Origin of the sequence: Paenibacillus sp. MSJ-34, from assembly GCF_018918005.1 — a bacterium.
Lineage (GTDB): Bacteria > Bacillota > Bacilli > Paenibacillales > Paenibacillaceae > MSJ-34.
Genome location: NZ_JAHLPR010000023.1, coordinates 60,706 through 81,981, shown reverse-complemented (window position 1 = coordinate 81,981; position 21,276 = coordinate 60,706). Strand labels below are relative to the sequence as shown.

Annotated in this window: 18 protein-coding genes and 2 riboswitches; of the genes, 13 read left to right on the top strand and 5 right to left on the bottom strand. The window is 53.2% G+C overall.

Annotated features, from left to right (window positions below):
* The first annotated feature begins 53 nt into the window (after positions 1–53).
* The 6 genes from KQI79_RS13215 (at position 54) to KQI79_RS13190 (ending at position 5,495) form a co-directional block, all read left to right on the top strand.
* Positions 54–761 carry a metal ABC transporter ATP-binding protein gene (locus KQI79_RS13215; protein WP_216538709.1) on the top strand — a complete coding sequence of 236 codons (708 nt, stop codon included), beginning with the start codon at positions 54–56 and terminating at the stop codon, positions 759–761.
* Positions 707–1,591 carry a metal ABC transporter permease gene (locus KQI79_RS13210; RefSeq protein ID WP_216538708.1) on the top strand — a complete coding sequence of 295 codons (885 nt, stop codon included), beginning with the start codon at positions 707–709 and terminating at the stop codon, positions 1,589–1,591. Before KQI79_RS13215 ends, KQI79_RS13210 begins: the two co-directional genes overlap by 55 nt.
* Entirely contained in the window at positions 1,591–2,736 is a 1,146-nt protein-coding gene (locus KQI79_RS13205; protein ID WP_216538728.1) for a metal ABC transporter substrate-binding protein, read from the top strand. Before KQI79_RS13210 ends, KQI79_RS13205 begins: the two co-directional genes overlap by 1 nt.
* Before the next feature lie 186 nt (positions 2,737–2,922).
* The gene (locus KQI79_RS13200) at positions 2,923–3,711 is read left to right on the top strand and encodes a LamB/YcsF family protein (protein WP_216538727.1); all 789 of its coding nucleotides are present in this window, start codon (positions 2,923–2,925) and stop codon (positions 3,709–3,711) included.
* Between the two features lie 18 nt (positions 3,712–3,729).
* Positions 3,730–4,485 carry a 5-oxoprolinase subunit PxpB gene (pxpB, locus tag KQI79_RS13195; RefSeq protein WP_367398191.1) on the top strand — a complete coding sequence of 252 codons (756 nt, stop codon included), beginning with the start codon at positions 3,730–3,732 and terminating at the stop codon, positions 4,483–4,485.
* A complete protein-coding gene (locus tag KQI79_RS13190; protein ID WP_216538707.1) occupies positions 4,482–5,495 on the top strand; it encodes a 5-oxoprolinase subunit C family protein in 1,014 nt (337 codons plus the stop codon). Before pxpB ends, KQI79_RS13190 begins: the two co-directional genes overlap by 4 nt.
* A 267-nt stretch (positions 5,496–5,762) precedes the next feature.
* Here the strand turns inward: KQI79_RS13190 and KQI79_RS13185 are convergent, their stop codons facing one another.
* Entirely contained in the window at positions 5,763–5,942 is a 180-nt protein-coding gene (locus tag KQI79_RS13185) for a small acid-soluble spore protein H (protein ID WP_216538706.1), read from the bottom strand.
* A gap of 435 nt (positions 5,943–6,377) precedes the next feature.
* On the opposite strand from KQI79_RS13185, the gene KQI79_RS13180 reads away from it, so the two are divergent.
* Both KQI79_RS13180 and KQI79_RS13175 read left to right on the top strand, forming a co-directional pair.
* Positions 6,378–8,399 (top strand): endonuclease MutS2, encoded by a 2,022-nt coding sequence (locus KQI79_RS13180; RefSeq protein WP_216538705.1) that lies wholly within the window; start codon positions 6,378–6,380, stop codon positions 8,397–8,399.
* A gap of 77 nt (positions 8,400–8,476) precedes the next feature.
* The gene (locus KQI79_RS13175) at positions 8,477–9,178 is read left to right on the top strand and encodes a PIG-L deacetylase family protein (protein ID WP_216538704.1); all 702 of its coding nucleotides are present in this window, start codon (positions 8,477–8,479) and stop codon (positions 9,176–9,178) included.
* A 7-nt stretch (positions 9,179–9,185) separates the two neighbouring features.
* Here KQI79_RS13175 and gcvPB read toward each other — a convergent pair whose 3' ends face one another.
* From gcvPB to gcvT, 3 genes are read right to left on the bottom strand one after another with little or no spacing between them, the layout of a single operon-like run.
* Positions 9,186–10,643 carry an aminomethyl-transferring glycine dehydrogenase subunit GcvPB gene (gcvPB, locus tag KQI79_RS13170; protein WP_216538703.1) on the bottom strand — a complete coding sequence of 486 codons (1,458 nt, stop codon included), beginning with the start codon at positions 10,641–10,643 and terminating at the stop codon, positions 9,186–9,188.
* Entirely contained in the window at positions 10,640–11,992 is a 1,353-nt protein-coding gene (gene gcvPA / locus KQI79_RS13165) for an aminomethyl-transferring glycine dehydrogenase subunit GcvPA (protein ID WP_216538702.1), read from the bottom strand. The genes gcvPB and gcvPA overlap by 4 nt, the downstream gene beginning before the upstream one ends.
* Positions 11,989–13,116 (bottom strand): glycine cleavage system aminomethyltransferase GcvT, encoded by a 1,128-nt coding sequence (gene gcvT / locus KQI79_RS13160; protein WP_216538701.1) that lies wholly within the window; start codon positions 13,114–13,116, stop codon positions 11,989–11,991. Before gcvT ends, gcvPA begins: the two co-directional genes overlap by 4 nt.
* Before the next feature lie 100 nt (positions 13,117–13,216).
* A riboswitch (glycine riboswitch) is annotated at positions 13,217–13,314 on the bottom strand.
* A 3-nt stretch (positions 13,315–13,317) separates the two neighbouring features.
* Positions 13,318–13,412: riboswitch (glycine riboswitch) on the bottom strand.
* Between the two features lie 162 nt (positions 13,413–13,574).
* Between gcvT and gcvH the strand changes: the two genes are divergently transcribed.
* On the top strand, positions 13,575–13,967 hold the full coding sequence (gene gcvH, locus KQI79_RS13155) for a glycine cleavage system protein GcvH (RefSeq protein WP_216538700.1): 393 nt from the start codon (positions 13,575–13,577) through the stop codon (positions 13,965–13,967).
* 62 nt (positions 13,968–14,029) lie between these two features.
* On the opposite strand, the gene KQI79_RS13150 is transcribed toward gcvH, so the two are convergent.
* Complete coding sequence (locus tag KQI79_RS13150; protein WP_216538699.1) at positions 14,030–15,334, bottom strand: hemolysin family protein; 1,305 nt, start codon at positions 15,332–15,334, stop codon at positions 14,030–14,032.
* Between the two features lie 283 nt (positions 15,335–15,617).
* Between KQI79_RS13150 and KQI79_RS13145 the strand changes: the two genes are divergently transcribed.
* From KQI79_RS13145 to KQI79_RS13130, 4 genes are all read left to right on the top strand, one after another.
* Positions 15,618–16,394: a DUF1836 domain-containing protein gene (locus tag KQI79_RS13145; RefSeq protein WP_216538698.1), complete on the top strand. Its 777-nt coding sequence runs from the start codon at positions 15,618–15,620 to the stop codon at positions 16,392–16,394.
* 230 nt (positions 16,395–16,624) lie between these two features.
* Positions 16,625–17,956: a hemolysin family protein gene (locus KQI79_RS13140; RefSeq protein WP_216538697.1), complete on the top strand. Its 1,332-nt coding sequence runs from the start codon at positions 16,625–16,627 to the stop codon at positions 17,954–17,956.
* Positions 17,957–18,416: 460 nt separating this feature from the next.
* The gene (locus tag KQI79_RS13135; RefSeq protein ID WP_216538696.1) at positions 18,417–19,313 is read left to right on the top strand and encodes a transposase; all 897 of its coding nucleotides are present in this window, start codon (positions 18,417–18,419) and stop codon (positions 19,311–19,313) included.
* A 369-nt stretch (positions 19,314–19,682) separates the two neighbouring features.
* On the top strand, positions 19,683–21,275 hold the full coding sequence (locus KQI79_RS13130; protein ID WP_216538695.1) for a spore germination protein: 1,593 nt from the start codon (positions 19,683–19,685) through the stop codon (positions 21,273–21,275).
* Position 21,276: the final 1 nt, after the last annotated feature.

Below are 21,276 nucleotides of genomic sequence, written 5' to 3'. Positions count from 1 at the left end.
TCGTAATAATTACTATTAGAAAGCGATGAAAATTGCAGGAAAGGAACTGGGACATGATGATGACCTCCATGCGCAACGTCGTATTCGGATATGGAGACGAACCGGTCGTAGACAACGCATCGCTCGACATTTATGCAGGCGAATTCGTCGGAATTACCGGACCGAACGGCGCGGCCAAAACGACGATTCTGAAGCTGCTGTTGGGCTTAGTCAAACCTTGGAGCGGCGCCGTTCGGATGAATGCGGCCGCTTTTCCCGGAGCGAAACCCGTTATCGCGTATGTCCCGCAACAGATCGCCTCGTTCAATAGCGGGTTTCCCAGCAAAGTGATGGAGCTCGTAAGATCCGGCTGCTACTCCAGGCTCGGATTGTTCAAACGTTTCGGCCGAGACGAGGAAACGATCGTTGAGCAAAGCTTGAAGCAGGTCGGCATGTGGGAGTTGCGCCATTGCAGTATCGGCGAATTGTCGGGCGGTCAGAAGCAGCGGGTTTGCATTGCGAGAGCGCTTGCCCAGCGCCCCAATCTTCTTATACTGGACGAACCGGCCACCGGAATGGATCAGCGGAGCAAAACCGGGTTTTACCGGCTGCTGCGCCATATGGTGACGGCCCACGGCCTTACCGTCGTTATGGTGACGCATGACGCGGAAGAAACCGAGGGGATGTTGGACCGGATCATCCGCTTGGAACGAAAGGAGGATTTGGGATGGGAATGCTTGAGTACGGATTTATGCAGCGCGCGTTTGGCGCCGGAGCAATGATCGCAGCGATCGCGCCGATACTCGGGGTTTATTTGATGCTCAGACGTCAAGCGCTGCTGGCCGATACGCTGTCCCACGTCTCGCTGGCGGGGGCGGCACTGGGCAGCTTCCTTCCTTGGAACCCGTCATTTACCGGCGTTCTGGCGGCAATCGTTGGCGGTATGATCGTCGAGCATTTGCGGCGTACATACCGAACGTACCGCGAAGTGCCCGTCGCGATCGTTATGACGTCGGGGCTTGCACTGGCGATCGTTTTAATGAGCTTCGGCACGAACATAAGCAAAAACTTCAGCTCCTACTTGTTCGGTTCGATTGTCGCGGTCAACGAAACCCAGCTATGGCTCATTGCCGGCGTGGCGATCATGGGAGCCGTATATTTCATTTGCTTTAGAAGGCCGTTGTACAGTATAACGTTCGACGAAGAAACGGCCCGTATCGGCGGCGTCCGGTCGAGCTTGTTGTCATTTTCGTTTTCGGCGTTGACCGGAATGACCGTCGCTGCGGCAATGCCGATCGTCGGCGTTATGCTCGTTTCCGCATTAATGGTTTTGCCGGCGGCGCTTGCGCTTCGCGTAGCGAAAGGATTCGCTTCCGCCGTAGCGACAGCCGCCTGTATCGGAACGGCGGGCATGTTCAGCGGCTTGACCGTTTCGTACTACGTCAATATTCCTCCGGGAGGAACGATCGCGCTTGTGCTGCTGCTGTTTCTGCTTACGGGCATCGGCGTGCAAAAAATAACGCTGCGCATCAATCGGCGCAAAAAATCGTTGCGTACGGCAATGGTTCAACAAAAACGGATCACAGGGGAAAAGGAGAGTTTGTTCTTATGATGTCAAGGGTGAAAATTGTTGCAATACTATTATTTAGCTTGATGCTCGTTATAGCGGGATGCGGCGCCAAGCCGGGAAGCGGAACCGGCGCCGCGGATCGGGAGACGCCGGTCTCTTCGCCGGAAAACGGCGCCGAGACCGGGAATCGGGGCAAGCTCAACGTTTTGGTTAGTTTTTATCCGATGTACGAGTTTGCGAAACAGGTAGCCGGCGATTTGGCCGATGTGGAAATGCTCGTCCCGGCAGGGGTCGAGCCGCATGATTGGGAACCGACGCCGCAACATATGAAAAAAATTGCCGAGGCCGACGTGCTTGTATACAACGGAGCGGGAATGGAGGGCTGGATCGACCGGGTATTGTCCACGGTCGGCAGCGGCAACCGAATCGATGTGGAAGCGAGCAAAGGGATTGAGATGATGGAAGGCTCCGGGCATGGGCACGCTCATCATCGTGACGATCATGAGCACGGACACGATCACAGTCATGGAGATCATGAGCACGGCGAAGACGCGGATTCGCATACGCATGAAGCGCATGACGATCATGGCGATCATGGCGAAACGGATGGTCATGCGCATGAGCACGAATCGGACGCAAATCATTCGCATCACGATCATGGCGGACTCGACCCGCATGTTTGGCTGTCTCCGGCTCTTGCCGCTATAGAAGTGCGCAATATTGAACAAGCGCTGTGTCAAGCGGCTCCGGAGCATAAAGACGAATTTGCGAAAAATGCCGATGCCTATGTGGCGGAACTGGAGCGGCTGGATCAAGATTACCGCCAGGCGCTAAGCGGTACGAAGCGTAAAGATTTTATTACGCAGCACGCGGCTTTCGGCTATTTGGCGAAAGAATACGGATTGACCCAAGTGCCGATTGCCGGCTTGTCGCCGGATCAAGAGCCTTCGGCGGAGCAAATGGCCGAAATCGTCGCGTTTGCGAAAGAGCATAACGTAACGACGGTCTTCTTCGAATCGTTCGTTTCTTCCAAAGTCGCGGAAGCGATCGCAAGCGAGATTGGCGCCAAAACCGCGGTATTGCATACGATAGAAAGCATTTCGGAAGAGGATCGAGCGAACAATGCGGATTATATCGGTCTGATGCGCCAAAACCTCGAAGCCTTGCAGAAGGCGTTGAACGAATGATGTTTCCCTCATGACGGAGGGAGCGGCATACCAACCTAAATCGAACGGCGGAACCGGACTTTTCGCGTCATGCGAAAAGCCCGGTTTTTGCTTGCAATTTCATGTTCCATCCGCCATCATAATGAATAATACGTGATGAATTCGCTGCCCGAGCGATGCAGCGGATAGGACGGAGGAATCATGAGGATGCATCGTATCGACTTGAATTGCGATCTTGGGGAAAGTTTTGGCGCTTATCGTCTCGGCGTCGACGAAGCCGTTCTCCCGTTTATGACTTCGGCCAATATCGCATGCGGGTTTCATGCCGGCGATCCGGGCGTGATGCGAAGCACGGTCCGGCTTGCCTTGCAATATGAAGTGGCCATCGGCGCGCATCCGGGACTGCCCGACTTATCCGGGTTCGGCCGCCGATATATGGAAATTTCGCCGCAAGAGGCGTACGAAATGGTCGTGTACCAGATCGGCGCGCTTGCCGCCTTCGTCAAATCGGAAGGCGGCCGGATGCGGCATGTGAAGCCGCACGGCGCTCTCTACAATATGGCGGCCAAGAGAAGGGATCTGGCCGATGCGATCGCGGAAGCGATCTATCGGGTAGACCCGGAACTGACGCTGTTCGGGCTGTCCGGCAGCGAATCGATCAAGGCGGGGGAACGGCTCGGTTTGCAAACCGCTCATGAAGTATTCGCAGACCGTACGTATCAGGAAGACGGCTCGCTAACGCCGAGAACGTTGGCTGACGCCTTGGTGACAGACGCGCAGCAGGCCGCATCGCGCGTCGTGCGAATGGTCAAGGAAGGGAAGGTCGCAACGCGGAACGGCAACGATATTGCGCTGCAAGCCGATACGGTTTGCATTCACGGCGACGGCGCGCATGCCGCGCGGCTCGCCGAGCAAATCCGCATCGCTTGCGAACATGCGGGCATTTCCGTCAAGGCGGCGGGATCGAGCGCTCTCTCGCAGCATCCGTTACCATGAATGTCGGGGGTGAGGGAAGTGGAGAACATCATATCTAACACGGCATGCGCGATGGATATTTTTCCGTTGGGAGAAACGGCCGTTCGGGTCGTATTCGGCGATCGGATCCATCCGGATATTCACCGCCATGTCGAAACGTTTGCGAAATGTTTGGACCGTAACGGGTTTCCGGGCATGATCGAATACGTTCCGTCCTACTGCGCCATCACCGTCTTTTATCAACCGGATATCGCAGCAGGTGCGGCGTCCGCGGACGATCGCTTGCATGATCGCGCCGCTTCGGACATCGTCGCGGCTTGGTTAAGACAAATGGGCGCGCTTGCGAACGGCAATGCGCCGGAGCGGCCCGTCACGGTGGAAATTCCAGTCTGTTACGGGGGATCGTTCGGTCCCGATCTGGAAGCGGTGGCCGCCTATCACCAAATGAGCGCGGATGAAGTCATTTCCGTCCATGCGGGCGGACAATACCTAGTCTATACGATCGGATTCGCTCCGGGCTTTCCTTATTTGGGCGGTTTGTCCGAACGGATCGCTACGCCGCGGCGCCCGACTCCCCGCGTTTCGGTCGCGCCGGGATCGGTCGGAATCGGAGGAAGCCAGACGGGAATTTATCCGATCTCCACTCCGGGCGGTTGGCAGTTGATCGGCCGTACGCCGGCGGCGCTGTTCCGTCCGGAATTACAGCCTCCCAGTCTTCTGCAAGCGGGGAATATCGTCAAATTTCGCCCGATTTCCCCTGAAGAGTACGAGGCTTACGAGGAGGGGGGCATATGAGCGTCACCGTCCTTCGTCCCGGTCTTCTGACCAGCATTCAAGATGCAGGGAGATACGGATACCGTAAGTTCGGACTGCCGGTCGGCGGCGCCATGGATCCGTATTCTTTGCGGATCGCCAACTTGCTCGTCGGGAACGACGAGCGGGAGGCGGCGCTGGAAGCGACGTTAATCGGGCCTGCTTTGCGGTTCGAGCAAGATGCGTTGCTCGCGGTTGCCGGGGGCGATCTGTCGCCGACCGTCGACGGGATGAAGCTCCCGATGTGGAGGCCGGTCATCGTGAAAAGCGGGAGCGTGCTGCGGTTCGGCCCCTGCAAGTCAGGCTGCAGAGCGTATGTGGCCGTAGCGGGAGGGTTCCGCATTCCTGAAGTCATGGGAAGCAAGAGCACCTATCTCCGGGGCGGCATTGGCGGCTTTCACGGCCGGGCGCTGCAAGAGGGCGACGTCATCGGCCTGAACGCCCCGGAACAAGCCCGTTCCGTCGCGCCCGCCGCTTTCGATTCGCTTCGTTCGACCGCTTGGTTTGCGGGATGGAACCGCATGCCGCACCATTCGGAGCATATTACGGTACGGGCGATGCGCGGCGATCATTACGCGCATTTCGACGACGATAGCAGGCTGCGGTTTTTCGACCGGCCGTTCCAAGTCGAGCCGCAATCCGATCGAATGGGCTGCCGGTTGTCGGGATCGCGTTTGCAGTTGGCGGAACCGATCGAAGTGATCTCCGAAGCGGTCGCGGTCGGAACCGTGCAAGCGCCGCCGGACGGCCATCCGATCGTTTTGCTCGCGGACAGCCAGACGATCGGAGGATATCCGCGAATTGCGCAAATCGCAGCGGCGGACTTACCGCTTATTGCCCAGGCGAAGCCGGGAACAAGGATCCGATTTCAAGAAATTTCGGTGCGGGAAGCGGAGAGGCTGTACCGCCTGAAGGAATACGAAATTCGCATCATTCGGGCAGGCATTCGGATGAAAAGACTCGGGCAGAAGTTTTTCTCAATGCAAAACTAGACCAAGGATCGCGGAAAGTGAGGCGCTAATGTTGAAATTGCTGTTTGATACGAAATTCGCATTAACCGTACAATCGCCTTGCTCATTTTCTTCATGAGCACGATGCCGGCCAAGTTGCCCGAACCCGCTATCTCCATCATATGGCTGACTGTAATTTTTCTCATTGCATCGTCCCTATAAAAAATACAAGCGGTTCGACCTTCGAAGCGAAGGGAACCGCTTGTATTTCCCGGATAAGCGCAAAATCTGAATGGTGTCCTCCTGGCGTTAATGCTCCTCTAAGCTGCTCAAAGGGACGTTTTGTTCGTTTTCCGGCTCGTCTAGCGGATAGACTCGAACCGTTTCGTTATGTTCGTTCACATGCTGAATATAGACCGGCACTCCGTCGCAGGTTACATTCGCCATAACCGGGGATGCGGCAATTTCTTGAGCCCGTTGTCGATTCATCGTTCCTACCTCCCGACGTTTTCTCAATAAGTATTGTCGTCCCCATATTCCTCGTTTATTCGCCATCCGCTTGACCTTGCCGTTTTTTTCACGTATGATAGGGTTATCCTCAATAAAGGGAGAGTTTTTGATGTCGGTGAAAGTTCTTAACTAATCAACTCCATAGCTGTACTTTGTTTTTTTGAAAAAGCGCGTCATATGACGTTTATTTTTCATGCGAAAAACAAGGTATGCGGAACTAGTTAAGAACAGCGGATATCATACATGCCCAAGATCAAGATGAATTTCTATCTTCGCGACCGATCCGTGCTGTCTTCAGCGCGGTTTTTTTATTGATGCGGCTCGGACGTCAGGAGATAGGCAAAGGCAGAGAATGATGAATGCTCATTCTTCTGCCTTTTTTTATTTTACAAACCAAAGGAGAGTTAACGAATCATGGATGAAAAGGTTTTGCAACGATTGGATTACGACAAAGTGAAGCAACATGTGATGGAATATGCCGCCTCTTATTTAGGCAAGCAGCATGTTGAGCGGATGCAACCTATGGATCAATGGCAAAGGGTGCGTCAAGCGCTTAACGAAACGGCGGAGGCGAAGGCAATGCTCGAACAAGGGGCCAGCGTGCCGATTCCGTCGCTCGAGGGAATCGATAAGGTGCTGTCGTTGCTGGACACCGGATATGTATATACGGAACATGACTTTGCGAACATTCAACAGTTTCTGCACAGCTGTATTCAGCTCAAAAAATATATGGCGGCCAAATCGTCGATTGCTCCGACCGTTAGCAGCTTAGCTTCGTCGATGCATGAGCTTGCCAAACTGAAGACGGAAATCGAGCGTTGCGTACACGGCGGACGCGTAAGAGACGAAGCGAGCAAAGATTTGAGCAGAATCCGCAAAAAAGCGGCCGTCGTCGAAGGAAAGATTAAAGACAAAATCGAAAGCCTTATGTCTCGTTACCGGAATATTATGCAAGAAAATTTGGTTAGCCTGCGAAACGGAAGATATGTGCTCCCGATCAAAAAAGAGCATCGCAAGCTGATCAAAGGCAGCGTGCTGGACGAATCGTCGAGCGGCCAAACCGTATACGTCGAGCCGCAAGACGTCGCTCATTTGCAATTCGACCTGAACGAAATGCGGGTGGAGGAAAGCCGGGAAGAGGCCAAGGTTCTAAGTTACTTGACAACCCTTGTCGAGGAGGGCGAACCGGAGCTCCGAATGAATGTCGAAACGGTAGGAGTGTACGATTATTTGTTCGCCAAAGCGAAATATGCGGTCGCGATCGGCGGTCGCAATGTGGAGATTAACGGGGAGGGGCGAATCCATATTCGCGGCGCGGTTCATCCGTTGCTCGGACGCAATACGGTTCCGCTTCATTTCTCGATCGGCGACAAGTACAAATCGCTGATCATTACGGGACCGAATACGGGCGGCAAAACGGTCGCACTGAAAACGGTCGGGCTGCTTACGCTTATGGTGCAATCCGGCTTGCTCGTTCCGGCGGAACAGGGCAGCGTATTTGCCGTCTTCAGGAACATCGCTGCGGATATCGGCGACGGCCAAAGCATCGAGCAATCTTTAAGCACGTTCTCGTCCCATGTTCGGAACGTCATCGATATGCTTTCTTACGCCGACGGCTCGACGCTGATTCTGATCGACGAGATGGCTACCGGAACCGATCCGGGCGAAGGAATCGGATTGTCTATCGCCGTTCTGGAGGAACTCCACCGGAGAGGCGCGACGGTGATCGTCACGACGCATTACAATGAAATTAAAAATTTCGCCGCCGTCACGCCGGGATTCGAGAACGCCCGCATGGAGTTTGACGAAGAGACGCTCCAACCGTTGTACCGGCTGAGGATCGGGGAAGCGGGACGAAGCTATGCGTTTCTCATCGCGCTCAAGCTCGGCATCTCCCCGGACATTATCCGCCGTTCGGAACAAATAACGGAGGCGAGCAGGCGGGAATACGGCGGAGCGGCGCCGGCGGCGACGGAAGCCGTTGAAAGGGCAGGCATCGATTTACCGCAGCAGCAAGCGGCAATCGAACCGGCCGAGACCGACTCGCCGCCGCAGCAAACGGCAGTCGAACCGCCTTCGCCTGTTCGGCCGGCTCCGGCTCCGGCAGTCCATGCCGCGGCCGATCCGGAGGAAGGAGAGGCTCCCGCGAGGAAACGTCTGAAAGTGGGCGATAACGTCTACATTTCATATTTACAACGAAACGGCATCGTTTACGAAGCCGAAGACGCACGAGGCAATGTCGGCGTGTTGATCCAACAGCAGAAGTTCAAGATCAACCATAAGCGCCTCTCGCTATACATTGACGGCAAGGAGTTGTATCCGGAAGACTACGACCTCGATATCGTCTTCGAGACGAAAGAAAACCGCAAAAAAAAGAAGCTGATGGACCGCAAGCATGTGGAAGGATGCGAAATCGTAACGGATTCCGAGAACTAAACCATCTGTGGTAATATAAAAAGAGGGCTGCTTACGTCCCGATGTTAATCTGTGCAGCGTAAAGGAGTGGTTTGGCAATGAATCATACCGTAGGTTTCATCTATGCTCATCCCGATGACGAGACATTCGGCTGCGCGTGCTTGATCCGGGAGGTCGCGGATCAAGGCGGCAAGACGGTCTTGTTATGCGCGACGCGCGGCGATGCCGGGAAGACCGGACGTTTGGGACCCATGTCGAAGAGCGAGCTTGCGGCCCGCAGGGAGGTCGAACTGCAAAAAGCCGGCGATATTATGGGATTGTCCGTCATCGAACATTTAGGGCTTCCGGACGGCCAATTGGCTTCTTACGACCGCGCTTTTCTGGCGGATCAGATCGTATCTTTTATTAACAAGCATAATCCTTCCGTCATTGTTACGTTTCCCGAAGACGGAATGAGCGGCCATAAGGATCATATCGCGATCCATCATGCGACGAACGAAGCCGTCTTCAGCGGCCGCTGTCCAAGCGTGCAGAAACTGTATTACAACGCCCCGTTCTCGGCGCGCGCTTCGAACGGGAAGCCGCCCCTGCAAATCGAGGTCAGCAAGCATTGGCCGATGAAGGCGAAGGCGTTGCTGGCGCATGAATCGCAAATATTGTCGATCGAGAGAGTGTTCGGCGATTTGAAGACGATACCGAATAACGGATTCGGGCAATATGAATCTTTCGTTCTCGTTTGGGAAAAAGGCGTGCACCACCCCGAACGGGAGGATCGTTCGATCTTCGACAGGGTGGAATAAGCGCCGTTTACCGGCAAGAGCAGTTCAGGACGGGATTGCGCGCCGCCTGCGTCTCGTCAAGCCGTTTCACAACGGTATGATGCGGGGCGTTCAGCAACCGTTCGGGTTGTTCCTCCGCCTCGCGGGCGATCCGGATCATCGTATCGATGAACGCATCGAGCGTATCTTTGCTTTCCGTTTCCGTCGGTTCGATCATCATGCATTCTTCCACCGTCAACGGGAAGTAAACGGTAGGCGGATGGTATCCGAAATCGAGCAGCTGTTTGGCGACGTCGAGCGTGCGGACGCCGAATTTTTTCAGCGGTTTGCCGGATAGAACGAATTCATGCTTGCAGATGCCGGGGAACGGAATGTCATAATAGGGTTCGAGCCGCCGCATCATGTAATTGGCGTTCAACACCGCGCATTCGGATACGCGCCGGAGCCCTTCCGGCCCGTAAGAACGGATGTAAGCATAGGCGCGGACGAGAATGCCGAAGTTGCCGTAAAAGGCTTTGACCCGGCCGATGGAATCCTCTGCTCCGCCGCCCAGCCCGAATGATCCGTCTGTCCGCTTGACGACCGTCGGCGCAGGAAGGAAGGCGGCGAGCTCTTTCTTCACGCCGACGGGTCCCGCGCCGGGCCCGCCGCCTCCGTGCGGCGTGCTCATCGTTTTGTGCAAGTTCAGATGCACCACGTCGAAACCCATATCGCCCGGACGGGCGATCCCCATAATGGCGTTCGAATTCGCGCCGTCATAATATAACAATCCGCCCGCGTCGTGCACGATGCGGGCGATTTCTACGATTTGCGCTTCGAACAACCCCAGCGTGCTCGGGTTCGTCAGCATCAAAGCCGCCGTGTCGCTTCCCGCCGCAGCGCGGAGTTCTTCAAGATCGACCAAACCGTGTTCGTTCGACCGGATCGTAACCGTCTCGAATCCCGCGGCAGCCGCGCTTGCCGGATTGGTGCCGTGGGAAGAATCCGGGACGATGACTTTTGCGCGGACTTCGCCTCGTTTTTCATGATAAGCGCGAATCATCATTAGCCCGGTCCATTCGCCGTGCGCGCCTGCCGCAGGCTGAAGCGTCACCTCGTCCATCCCCGTTAACGCGGCCAAATCGCGTTGCAATTCATACATCAATTCCAGCGCTCCTTGGATGCTTTCCTCCGGCTGATACGGATGGATTTTGGCAAATCCGGCGTATTGCGCGACCTCTTCGTTTAGCTTCGGATTATATTTCATCGTGCAAGAGCCAAGCGGATAGAAGCCGTTATCCACTCCGAAATTGCGGCGCGAGAGCTCGGTATAATGGCGGATAACATCGACTTCGTACACTTCCGGCAGCTCGGCGGGCTCTGCACGCAGCATTTCGGACGGAATCAGCCGATGATGTTCGACGACGGGGACGTCGCAAGCGGGAAGAGAATAGGCGGTCCGTCCCGGTTTGCTAAGCTCATGGATGAGCGCTTTCTCCGCTTTCATATGCAACCCTCCAAACATTCGATAAATCGCTCGATTTCGCTTTTCGTTCTTCGTTCCGTAACGGCGAGCAGCATGCAGCCTTTCAACTCGGGATAGTCGTTCTCCAAACGGTATCCGCCGATGTAGCCGAATTGCAGCAGCCGCGACCGAATTTGTCCGATATCGGTTTCCTCCGGCAGCTTCAATACGAATTCGTTGAAGAACGGCGAAGAGAAGGGAAGGGAGAAGCCGGGGCGGCCGGCGAACAATCCGGAAGCGTAGTGCGCTTTTTGCACGTTCAGGTCGGCCACTTCCCGAATGCCCGCTTTGCCCATAACGGATAAATAGATGGCGGCGCACAGCGCGAGCAGCGCCTGGTTGGAACAAATGTTGGACGTCGCTTTCTCGCGGCGAATATGCTGTTCGCGCGCTTGCAGCGTCAGCACGAATCCCCGCTTGCCGTCGCGGTCGACGGTTTGGCCGACGATGCGGCCGGGCATGCGCCGCATAAGAGCTTTGCCGACGGCGAAGTAGCCGCAGGTCGGCCCGCCGAGCGAGGCGGCAATCCCGAAGGGCTGCGCATCGCCGACGACGATGTCCGCGCCTAGCTTGCCCGGACTTTCCAGCAGGCCGAGCGAAAGAGGATTGGCGCTCACGACGAGCAATCCGCCGCAGGCATGAACGATTTCGCCAATGGCGCGCACCTGTTCGATGCAGCCGAAGAAATTCGGCGATTGCACGATCACGGCAGCCGTTTCGCCGGTTACGCATGCCCGCAAGCGCTCGAGGTCGGTCGCTCCGTCCGCGTAATCCGCTTCGACGATATCGATACGGAGTCCGCGCGCTTTCGATAGCAGCACTTGCCGCGCTTCCGGATGAACGGCGCGCGAGACGACGATCCGGCGCCGCTGCGTCGCGCCGGCGGCGAGCGCAGCCGCTTCGGCCAGCGCGGTCGAACCGTCGTACATGCTGGCATTCGCGACCGCCATCCCGGTCAATTCGCAAATATACGACTGGAATTCGAACATCGCCTGCAGTTCCCCTTGGCTAATTTCCGGTTGATAAGGGGTATAAGCCGTATAAAATTCGGACCGGGACAACAGATGGCGAATGACGACGGGAATATGATGATCGTACAATCCCGCGCCCAAAAAACTGACGTATCGTTCAAAATCCGCGTTTTTATCCGCCAGCCGTTTCATATGTTGAAGCAGCGCCATCTCATCCAAAGCTTCGGATATTGGCAGCGTGCCGCGATAGCGCACTTCATCCGGAATGTCGCGGAACAGTTCTTCGACGGAACCGATTCCGATCGTCCGCATCATTTCCTCGCGATCCTGTTCCGTCATCGGCAAATAGCGATGTTTCATGATCGTTTGCCTCCTTCCGTCGATTCGGCCGTTCGTCGGTAAAACGGCGTTTTCACTATTTGCGCCGCTACGAATTTGCCCCGAATGTCGACTTGCAGTTCGGTCCCGACTTCCGCAACATTAGCATCCAGCAGCGCGAGTCCGATATTTTGTTTCAACGTAGGCGATTGCGTTCCCGACGTAATCGCGCCGATCCGCTTGCCGGAAGCGTATACCGCATAACCGGATCTTGGAATGCCGCGGCCGATCATGCGGATGCCGACCAACTTGCGCGGCAGCCCGGCGGATCGCTGCGCGAGCAGCGCTTCCTTGCCGATGAATTCGCCTTTGTCCCACTTCACGAACGAACCAAGCCCGGCCTCGAGCGGAGAGACGTCCTCCGACATGTCTTGGCCGTACAGCGGCAGCCTCGCTTCCAATCGAAGCGTGTCCCGGGCGCCCAGCCCCGCCGGGATCAGCCCGCGGCGTTCGCCGGCGCGCATCAGATCGTTCCATAGTTTCGGCGCCTCCGCAGGCGAAACGAACAATTCAAATCCGTCTTCGCCCGTATAACCGGTCCGGGAAACGAGCGTGCGCGTTCCGCTTACGTTGACGTCGGAAGCGAAATGAAACGCGGGCAGCGAGAGGACGGCGGAACTCGCCGCTTCCGACATGATGCCGGCAGCGGCCGGCCCTTGTAGCGCAAGCAGCGCGACATCTTCGGATATGTCGTCGATACGGACGTCGCCGAAGCGATGCCGCTGCAGCCATTCGAAATCTTTGGCGGCATTGGCGCTATTGACGACCAACATATATTTGCCGCTTGCGAGACGGTACACGATCAGATCGTCGACGACTCCGCCGTCCGGAGCGCACAGGATCGAATACTGCGCGCGGCCGTCCGTCAAACGGGATACGTCATTGGTCGTTATCCGCTGCAAGAACGCTAGCGCGCCCTCGCCCGTCACTAGCAATTCGCCCATATGGGAGACGTCGAACAAGCCCGCTTGCCGCCGCACGGCGTCATGCTCTCTCAACATGCCGTAATATTGCACGGGCAGTTCCCAACCGCCAAAGTCGATGCAGCGAACGGAAGGATACGAGGAATAAACGGGGTAGAGCGGAGTTCTTCGCAACGGGGACATACGATCACCTCGAATTTATCATATTAGGCTTTGCAAAAAACAAAAAGGGACAGGCCGTATGGAATCCCGTACGCTTGATTGGCATACGCGATTTCTTACGCTCTGTCCTTGTTACCTGAGAGTTGCCCTATGCCATTCCAAGACGGAACCGCATAAGTTTCCCCATCGGTACCCCTGCTGACAGGGTTCTCTCCAGAGTCGCGTCCGGCAACGGTCCTTTTGCCTGAGAGATTCACCCGCGCGAGGCTTACTCCTTCGGCGTTACCGCATCGGGTAAACTCTCCCATTGCCTTCATCCGCATTTTCGATGTTCACAGTACATTAATACTCAATATTCGGAACATTGTGATTGTATTCTTGCCATATAGTAATAATATGCGAATCGGCCTTTCTCACGAACGGCGCGAAGAAGCGTACAAGAAGGCGGAGTCGGAAGGCGAAGAAATGGGGGAGCGAACATGAGCGAAGTGAAAGATCGCCTGCGTTACAGCGCGGAGCACGAATGGGTGGAAGTCGTCGGCGAAAGGACGGTGCGAATCGGCATTACCGACTTTGCGCAATGCCAATTGGGCGATATCGTATTCGTCGATTGCGCAGCGCCGGATACGGGCGCGGCTGCCGGGGACAGCATCGGTTCGATCGAATCGGTCAAGACGGTGTCGGAACTGTATAGTCCCGTTGCCGGCACGATCGCCAAAGTCAATGCGGCGCTCGAATTACAGCCGGAATTGGTCAATGAAGATCCTTACGGGGGCGGCTGGATCGCGGAGCTTGAAGTAGACGGAACAGCGGACGAAGCGGTGAAGCGTTTACTCACGGCGGATGAGTATCGGGCCCATGTTGCGGATTAAACAAGAAAAGAGGCTTTCCGGCAGGCCAAGCGCCTCTGGAAATGCCTCATTTTTTTGGATCTCTATTCCGAAGATTCGACAGCGTTCTTTATAATTTCAATTTTGCGAATCCGATGCTTCTCTTTCTCTCTTACGATAAAGGTCAAATCTCCGAAGCGCCATTCGCTTCCTTTTTTCAATTCCGTGTTCTGCCCGTACAACCAACCGCCGATCGTATCCAAATTATCGGATTCGATATTTGCGTTCAGCAATTCGTTAATTTGAGAAATCGCGACTTTCCCGTCGACGACGATGCGGCCGTCGCTCAATTGTTCGACTTCCAGGTTTTCCTCGGCATCGAATTCGTCGCGAATTTCCCCGACGATCTCTTCCAAAATATCTTCAATCGTAAGCATTCCCGACGTTCCGCCGTATTCGTCCACTAATATGGCGATATGCTTCCGTTCCTGCTGCATTTTTCTAAGCAACGTTTTGATCGGCGTCGCTTCGGATACCGACAATACGGGCTGCACCAGCTTGGACAGTTCCGTATTCGGATGATCGTCGTAATACAGGAAGAACTGTTTCGTATTGATCATGCCGGCAATATTGTCCTTGTTATTATCCATGATGACCGGGAAGCGAGTGTATTGTTCTTCTTTGATCGTTTTCAGGTTTTCTTCGAACGATTTGTCGAGATGCAGACAAACCATATCGGTACGGGGCACCATAATTTCTCGCGCCAGCAAATCGTCGAAAGCGAAGATCCGGTTCACATACCCGTATTCCGATTTATTGATTTTGCCGCTTTCGTAGCTTTCGGTGAGAATAATCCGCAATTCTTCTTCCGAGTGGGCTTCCGCATGCTCGCTCGCGGAGTGCAAGCCGAACATGCGGACGATCGCGTTGCCCGAACCGTTAAGCAGCCATATAAAGGGGTACATCAGTTTATGAAACATAACAATCGGCCGCGCCGTCATCAAGGCGATGGCTTCCGTCTTCTGAATCGCCAACGTTTTGGGAGCCAATTCCCCAATCACAACGTGCAAGTACGTCATAAGGATGAAGGCGATCAGAAAGGATATTACTTTGGTAACCTCGGACGGCAATGCGAACAATTCGAATAGAGGATGCAGCAATTTTTCGACCGTCGGCTCCCCGAGCCAACCCAATCCGAGCGCCGTAATCGTAATCCCTAACTGGCAAGCCGACAAGTAAGCGTCCAAATGGCCGACTACTTTTTTCACCGCAGAGGCGTTTTTCCGGTTTTCCGCCACCAATTGATCGACGCGGCTCGGCCGAATTTTGACCATCGCAAACTCGGTAGCCACGAAAAATGCGGTAAGAGCAATCAGCAAAATAACGAGAAAAATATTGAGCGCAATCATTACAATCTCCTTATCATGATTTTTTACGAACTCTCTTAGTTCAAGTTCATATGAACTTATTATAAGAACTTAATGAAAAAGATTCAAAGACAATATAACGGCATATTAGCGAAAAATAGACGGTATGGCGAGTTTTCATCGCAGCCAAACAGTTCGCTCTTTTATTCTTTCCCGCTTTGACAATATTACGATAAAATCATAAGATAAGTTCAGATGAACTTGAAATTCATCGTTTCGAGTCGTCGAACGGAACCTTGCAAACGGAACGAAGGAGAAATTCAGTATGGAACAGTTCTTGTTAACGCGCAAACAAATGTCGTCCTTACTGCTATCGTTAAAAGGCTTGTCGGATCGGACACCGCTCGCGATTTTGCAGGAAGCATGGGCCAGTTCGCATAAGACGGATATCGAACTCGGCACTTCTTTAGGCGCCTTTATGGCGACGACGCTGCCTCCGATTTTCGCCAAGATTATCAAATCGAATCAGAGGGAAGAAGGGTTTTCCTTAAACGATATCGTCTCTTTGGGCAATCAGATCGAATATACCAACTTCTCGGTTACTTCCGCGCAAAATTGGGTGAAGCGGGATATTAAGGACGTGCTCGGTTCTCCGAAAGTGGGGAAGAAATATTCCGTAGATCAAGCGGCCGTCTTATTTATTGTGGAAGATTTGAAATCCACATTGGATTTTGACTCGATCCGCAAATTGCTGACCTATGTATTTCTGCATCCGGACGACGAGACCGACGATTTGATCAATCCGCTGCAGTTATATAGCGCATATTCGTCCATCTTCGAAGAATTGGACGCGAACAACGATCAAGTCCTCGACGTGTCGGGACATGAGAGCGGGAGAAAAAATCACGACCATATGATGGAAAATTTGATTAAGCAAAGGGCGAGCGAGTATGCGGGCTCTTTGCACGGTTTGCGCCCGGAGCAGAGGGAAGCCGTCAGAAATATTTTGGTGGTCGCCATGGTATCGGTGCAAGCATCTTATTTCCAAACGTTGGCGAAACGCTTTTTTCACGCGACGGTTTTTCTGCAAAATTTGAAATAAGGCGGGAAAGCGCCGTAATATGCGGTTTTCGGGGCTTTCGGAAAGTCGGCGTCATGGCAACAAGCAGACGCGAATAAGATGAAATCGTAAGCTTTTGCCGCGCTCAGACAAACAGCAGCGTTTGATCTTTTTTGACATTTGATTATAATTGTAATAATAAGGTTGTTTATCAATACATTCATGAGGAGGTGGACCTATCTATCTCGAACGGAGGTAGGATAGGGAATCGATTGGACAGTGACCCGTTACCGATATGGTTAAGCCTGTTGCTTGCTTTTGTGCTCGTGTTACTGAACGGATTTTTCGTCGCAGCCGAATTTGCCATGGTGAAAGTGAGGGGCAGCCGCATCGATACACTGGCCCAAGAAGGGAATAGAAAGGCCAGATTTGCAAGCGGTATCGTTGGAAATTTGAATGCGTATTTGTCCGCCTGCCAGCTCGGCATCACGTTAACGTCTCTCGGTCTCGGTTGGCTGGGCGAACCGACCATTGCGCGAATGCTCGCGCCGTTGTTGAAAAACTTGCACGTACCTGACAACATCATTCATATTATCGCATTTATTATCGGTTTTACGGTAGTAACCGCATTTCATATTACGATCGGCGAACAGGTGCCGAAAACGTACGCGATTCGGAAGGCCGAACAAGTCACGCTTTGGTCCGCCGCACCGATTGTATTATTTTATAAGCTTATGTTCCCGCTCATCTGGTGTTTGAACGGGGCTTCCAACTGGATGCTGCGCAAATCGGGCATCGAACCGGAAGCGGAACATGAAGCGGTTCATACGGAAGAGGAAATCAGGCTGTTGGTGAAAGAAAGCCATAAGAACGGTCTGATCGATAATACGGAGCTGACGCTGGTCGATAACGTGTTCGAATTTACCGAAACCGTTGCGCGGGAAATTATGATTCCCCGCACGGAGATGATTTGTTTGTATGTAGATTCGTCTTTTGACGAAAATCTGGATATTGCCACTTCGGATATTCATACGAGATATCCATTGTGCGATGCCGATAAAGACAATATTATCGGATTCGTACATATCAAAGATATGTTGCAAGCGGCCAGACATGGACTGGATCATATAAGAACGATCGCCAAACCGCTTATGAGCGTACCCGAGACGATTCCGATCAGCGTTTTGCTGAAGTTGATGCAGAAAAAGCGAACGGAAGTCGCCTTGTTGATCGACGAATACGGCGGCACCTCCGGGCTGGTTACCGTAGAAGACATCTTGGAGGAGCTAGTCGGAGAAATTCACGACGAGTTCGATCAGGAACGGCCCGCCATCGAGAAAAAAGACGAAATGACGCATTCCGTTGACGGTTTGCTCCATATCGACGAATTCAATCAATATTTCGGAATGGAGATCGAAACGGAAGATTACGATACGATCGGCGGATGGGTATACTCGCAAGTGGAAACGCAGCCCCAGAAAAATCAGCGCATCCGCTACGAGGGATACGAGTTTATTGTGGAAGAAGTAGATCATTTGCGAATTTCCAGAGTTACGGTCAAAAAATTGGCGGAAATACGGGAAACGATCTCCGTCGTGTCGTAACGAATAGATCGCGGCGTCCTGTGCTCAAGCATAGGGCGCTTTTTTTGTATTTTCTTTCTCCGTCTTAGTTGCATTTCCTCTTCTGTCGGTATCCCCTTCAGTCAGAACGTCTCCATTTCTTCCCATCGATACTTCATTTATCCCCTCCCCCTTTTGCCGAAATCCCCCTCGTTCAGAAAGCTCCGTAATATGAGCTCCGTTCAGTCGTCCAGATCTGACTTCCTCCTTCTATCCCATTCTCATCCCCTTTGTCGAAATCCCCTTCGTTCAGAAAGTTGGAAAAACCAGCTTTTTTCAGCGGCCAAGCCATTCATTCGCTTTCTAAAGGGAATTTTTAATTGCTCGAGAAAGCATTTAATTTTTCTTCCAAAAATTTAATAAATAATATTGAAATAGGAACATTTGTTTGGTAAAATAAAGGGGAACGTAGGTTCTGATTATTGTACCGGGAGGGATTGTCATGACCGAGTTGTTATCCTTTGAAGCGTTCTCAGCTTATTATGAGAAGGAAGAAACATGCGTGAAGGCATGGTTCGAGATGAGATGGCCGGACGGGTTCCGATGCCCCCGGTGTCAGCATCATGCCGCTTACGTCATTACGACCCGCAAACTCCCTCTCTATGAATGCCAATCCTGCAGGGCGCAAACTTCGCTCATTGCCGGTACGGTCATGGAAGGCAGCCGCACCTCGCTGCGCAAATGGTTTCAGGCGATCTATCTCCATGCAAGGCCGGAGGGCGTCAACGCGATACAATTATCCCGAATCATCGAGGTCACCTACAAAACCGCTTGGCTCATCTGCCACAAGCTGCGGTATGCCATGTCCCAGACGGAATCGACGGAGCTGTTGTCCGGACTGGTTCGCATTTCGGAAGCGATCTATGCCTTGAGGATCACGCCCGGCTCGAATTGGCATAAACAAGCACAACCTCTGCTCATCGGCGCTTCGGAGGACGAGAACGGGGTGATCGTGAAAATAAAAATCGAAAAACAGCGGAAAGAACCGATCAAAACTTGCTTTAAGCCTTTTCCGGTCGATCATTTTATCGAACGTTACGTGGATCCGAAGGCGGCTGCCGGCGCGATTGTGACGCGCCGCATCGGACGCGACAGGAACCTAACGTTAATACGGCTTGGATGGGAAGTAGAAACATGGCTTGCTTGCCGGTTCGGGGGCATTGGAAGCAAGCATCTGCAAGCTTATTTGAATCATTATTGTTACATGTTTAACCATAGTCAACCATCCCCGCTGAAATCGCTATTCAACAGTTGCGTTACTTCTCGAACGATTACGTATCCCAAACTCGTCGGCCGTGCTAACGATTTCGGTAAGGTCCCTAACAAAATCGCATCTTAACGAAATGCGCTTGATTTCGTTTATTGATGGGGTGTTCGATTTTTCCTTCAGCCTCGAAAGTTGATTATGATAAACCCCTGCTTGAATGTTCGTTTTTTATATTGACATTGATTTTACCCTCTTTCTTTTTTGCGATCCTGAACGAGCGGGATACCGACAGAAGGGGGCAAAAGAGAAAACCCTCGTCCCCGATCAAGACTCAATCGATGCCTCCGCCTGAAGCTCTTCCCGACCTGACAGCATCAATAAAATTCATGGTAAAGGCTCTACATGACTCTATACTTCGATGCGATGCGCAAGCCGATCAACACATAGTTTCACTTTTTATGGGAATGATAACGTACATGAATCTCAATTTCAGCAAGTACAATGCAACGTTTGGAGGTGGTACCCGTGTCATTCCCGACTGAAACCGATACAATCAGTGCCAATCTAGAAGAAACGATCAATATCATTCGCAGTTTGATCGGTGAGAACGATGACTTGGCCGTCCGCCGTTTTAACGTTTTCGGAAAGTACTCGGCAGCCATGATCTATTATCAGAATATGGTCGACCAGACGATTATCAACACGGATGTATTAAAGCCGTTTATGTACTTGCCTTCTTATCTCGAAGGAAGAAGCATTGAACTGCATGAAATGAAAGATATTCTCATCGGTTCATCCCTCTATCATAGCGAAGGCAGGCTGGAAAACAAGCTTGCCGTCATTGTCGACAGCTTGCAGCGCGGCGAGACGTTCGTCGCGGTCGACGGATTGGAGGACGCCTTTCTGGTTGGCACGCGGAATATCGAGAAACGAGCCATCGATCAGCCAGCTACGGAGCAAGTCATACGCGGGTCGAGAGACGGTTTCATCGAATTGCTCGGCACCAATATCGCTCTTATTCGCTATCGCCTGCAAACGCCGGATCTTCGCGTCAAGACGATGACGATCGGCAGCCGGACCAAATCCAAAATCGCCGTTTGCTACATGGAAGGCATTTGCAATCCGGATCTCGTACAGGAGGTGCATAAACGGCTAAGCAGCATCGGCGACGACGCCATCCTCGATTCGGGCTACTTGGAGCAATATATCGAGGACAATCATTTTACTCCGTTCCCACAAGTGCAATATACGGAGAGGCCGGATAAAGTCGTCGCCAATCTGTTGGAAGGGAGAGTCGCCCTGCTTGTAGACGGCTCGCCGCTGGTGCTCATCGTTCCGGTCGTATTCAGCCAATTCTACCAAACGGTCGAAGACTATACCGAACGCTTTCTGCTCATGAGCGCCATTCGTTTGGCCAGGCTAATCGCCTTAATTTTCTCATTAATATTTCCGTCCTTGTATGTCGCGATTATATCCTTTAATCCGGAATTGATCCCTACGGAATTCGCCGTGGCGGTAGCCGGGGGAAGAGCGGGCGTTCCGTTTCCCGCGATTGTTGAAGTGCTGCTGATTGAAATATCGATGGAAGTATTGCGGGAGGCCACGATCCGCTTGCCGCAGCAAGTCGGCGGAGCGCTGTCCATCGTCGGGGTGCTCGTAATCGGCCAGGCCGCGGTGGCAGCGGGATTTTCCAGCCCGATCACCGTCGTAATCGTCGCGCTGACGACGATCGGATCGTTCGCGACGCCGGCGTACAATGTGGCGCTTGCCCTGCGGCTGCTGCGGTTTCCGCTGATCATATTGGCCGGTATTTTCGGGCTTTACGGAGTGATGATCGGATTGATTTTTATCGCGAATCACTTGCTTTCCCTGAAATCGTTCGGCGTTCCTTACTTAAGTCCGCTTGTGCCGGGCAACTTTCAAGGCATGAAGGATATGATTATACGCGGGCCGATATGGTGGATGAAGAGACGGCCTCCGCTCCTGTTTCCGCTGGATAATATCCGATTGGGAGGAAAAGCGAAGGAGGCGCTGCAGAGTCCCCCGGGGGATGCGCTGGATCCGATGGAACAATTAGAAAAAAAGGAGCGTTAAC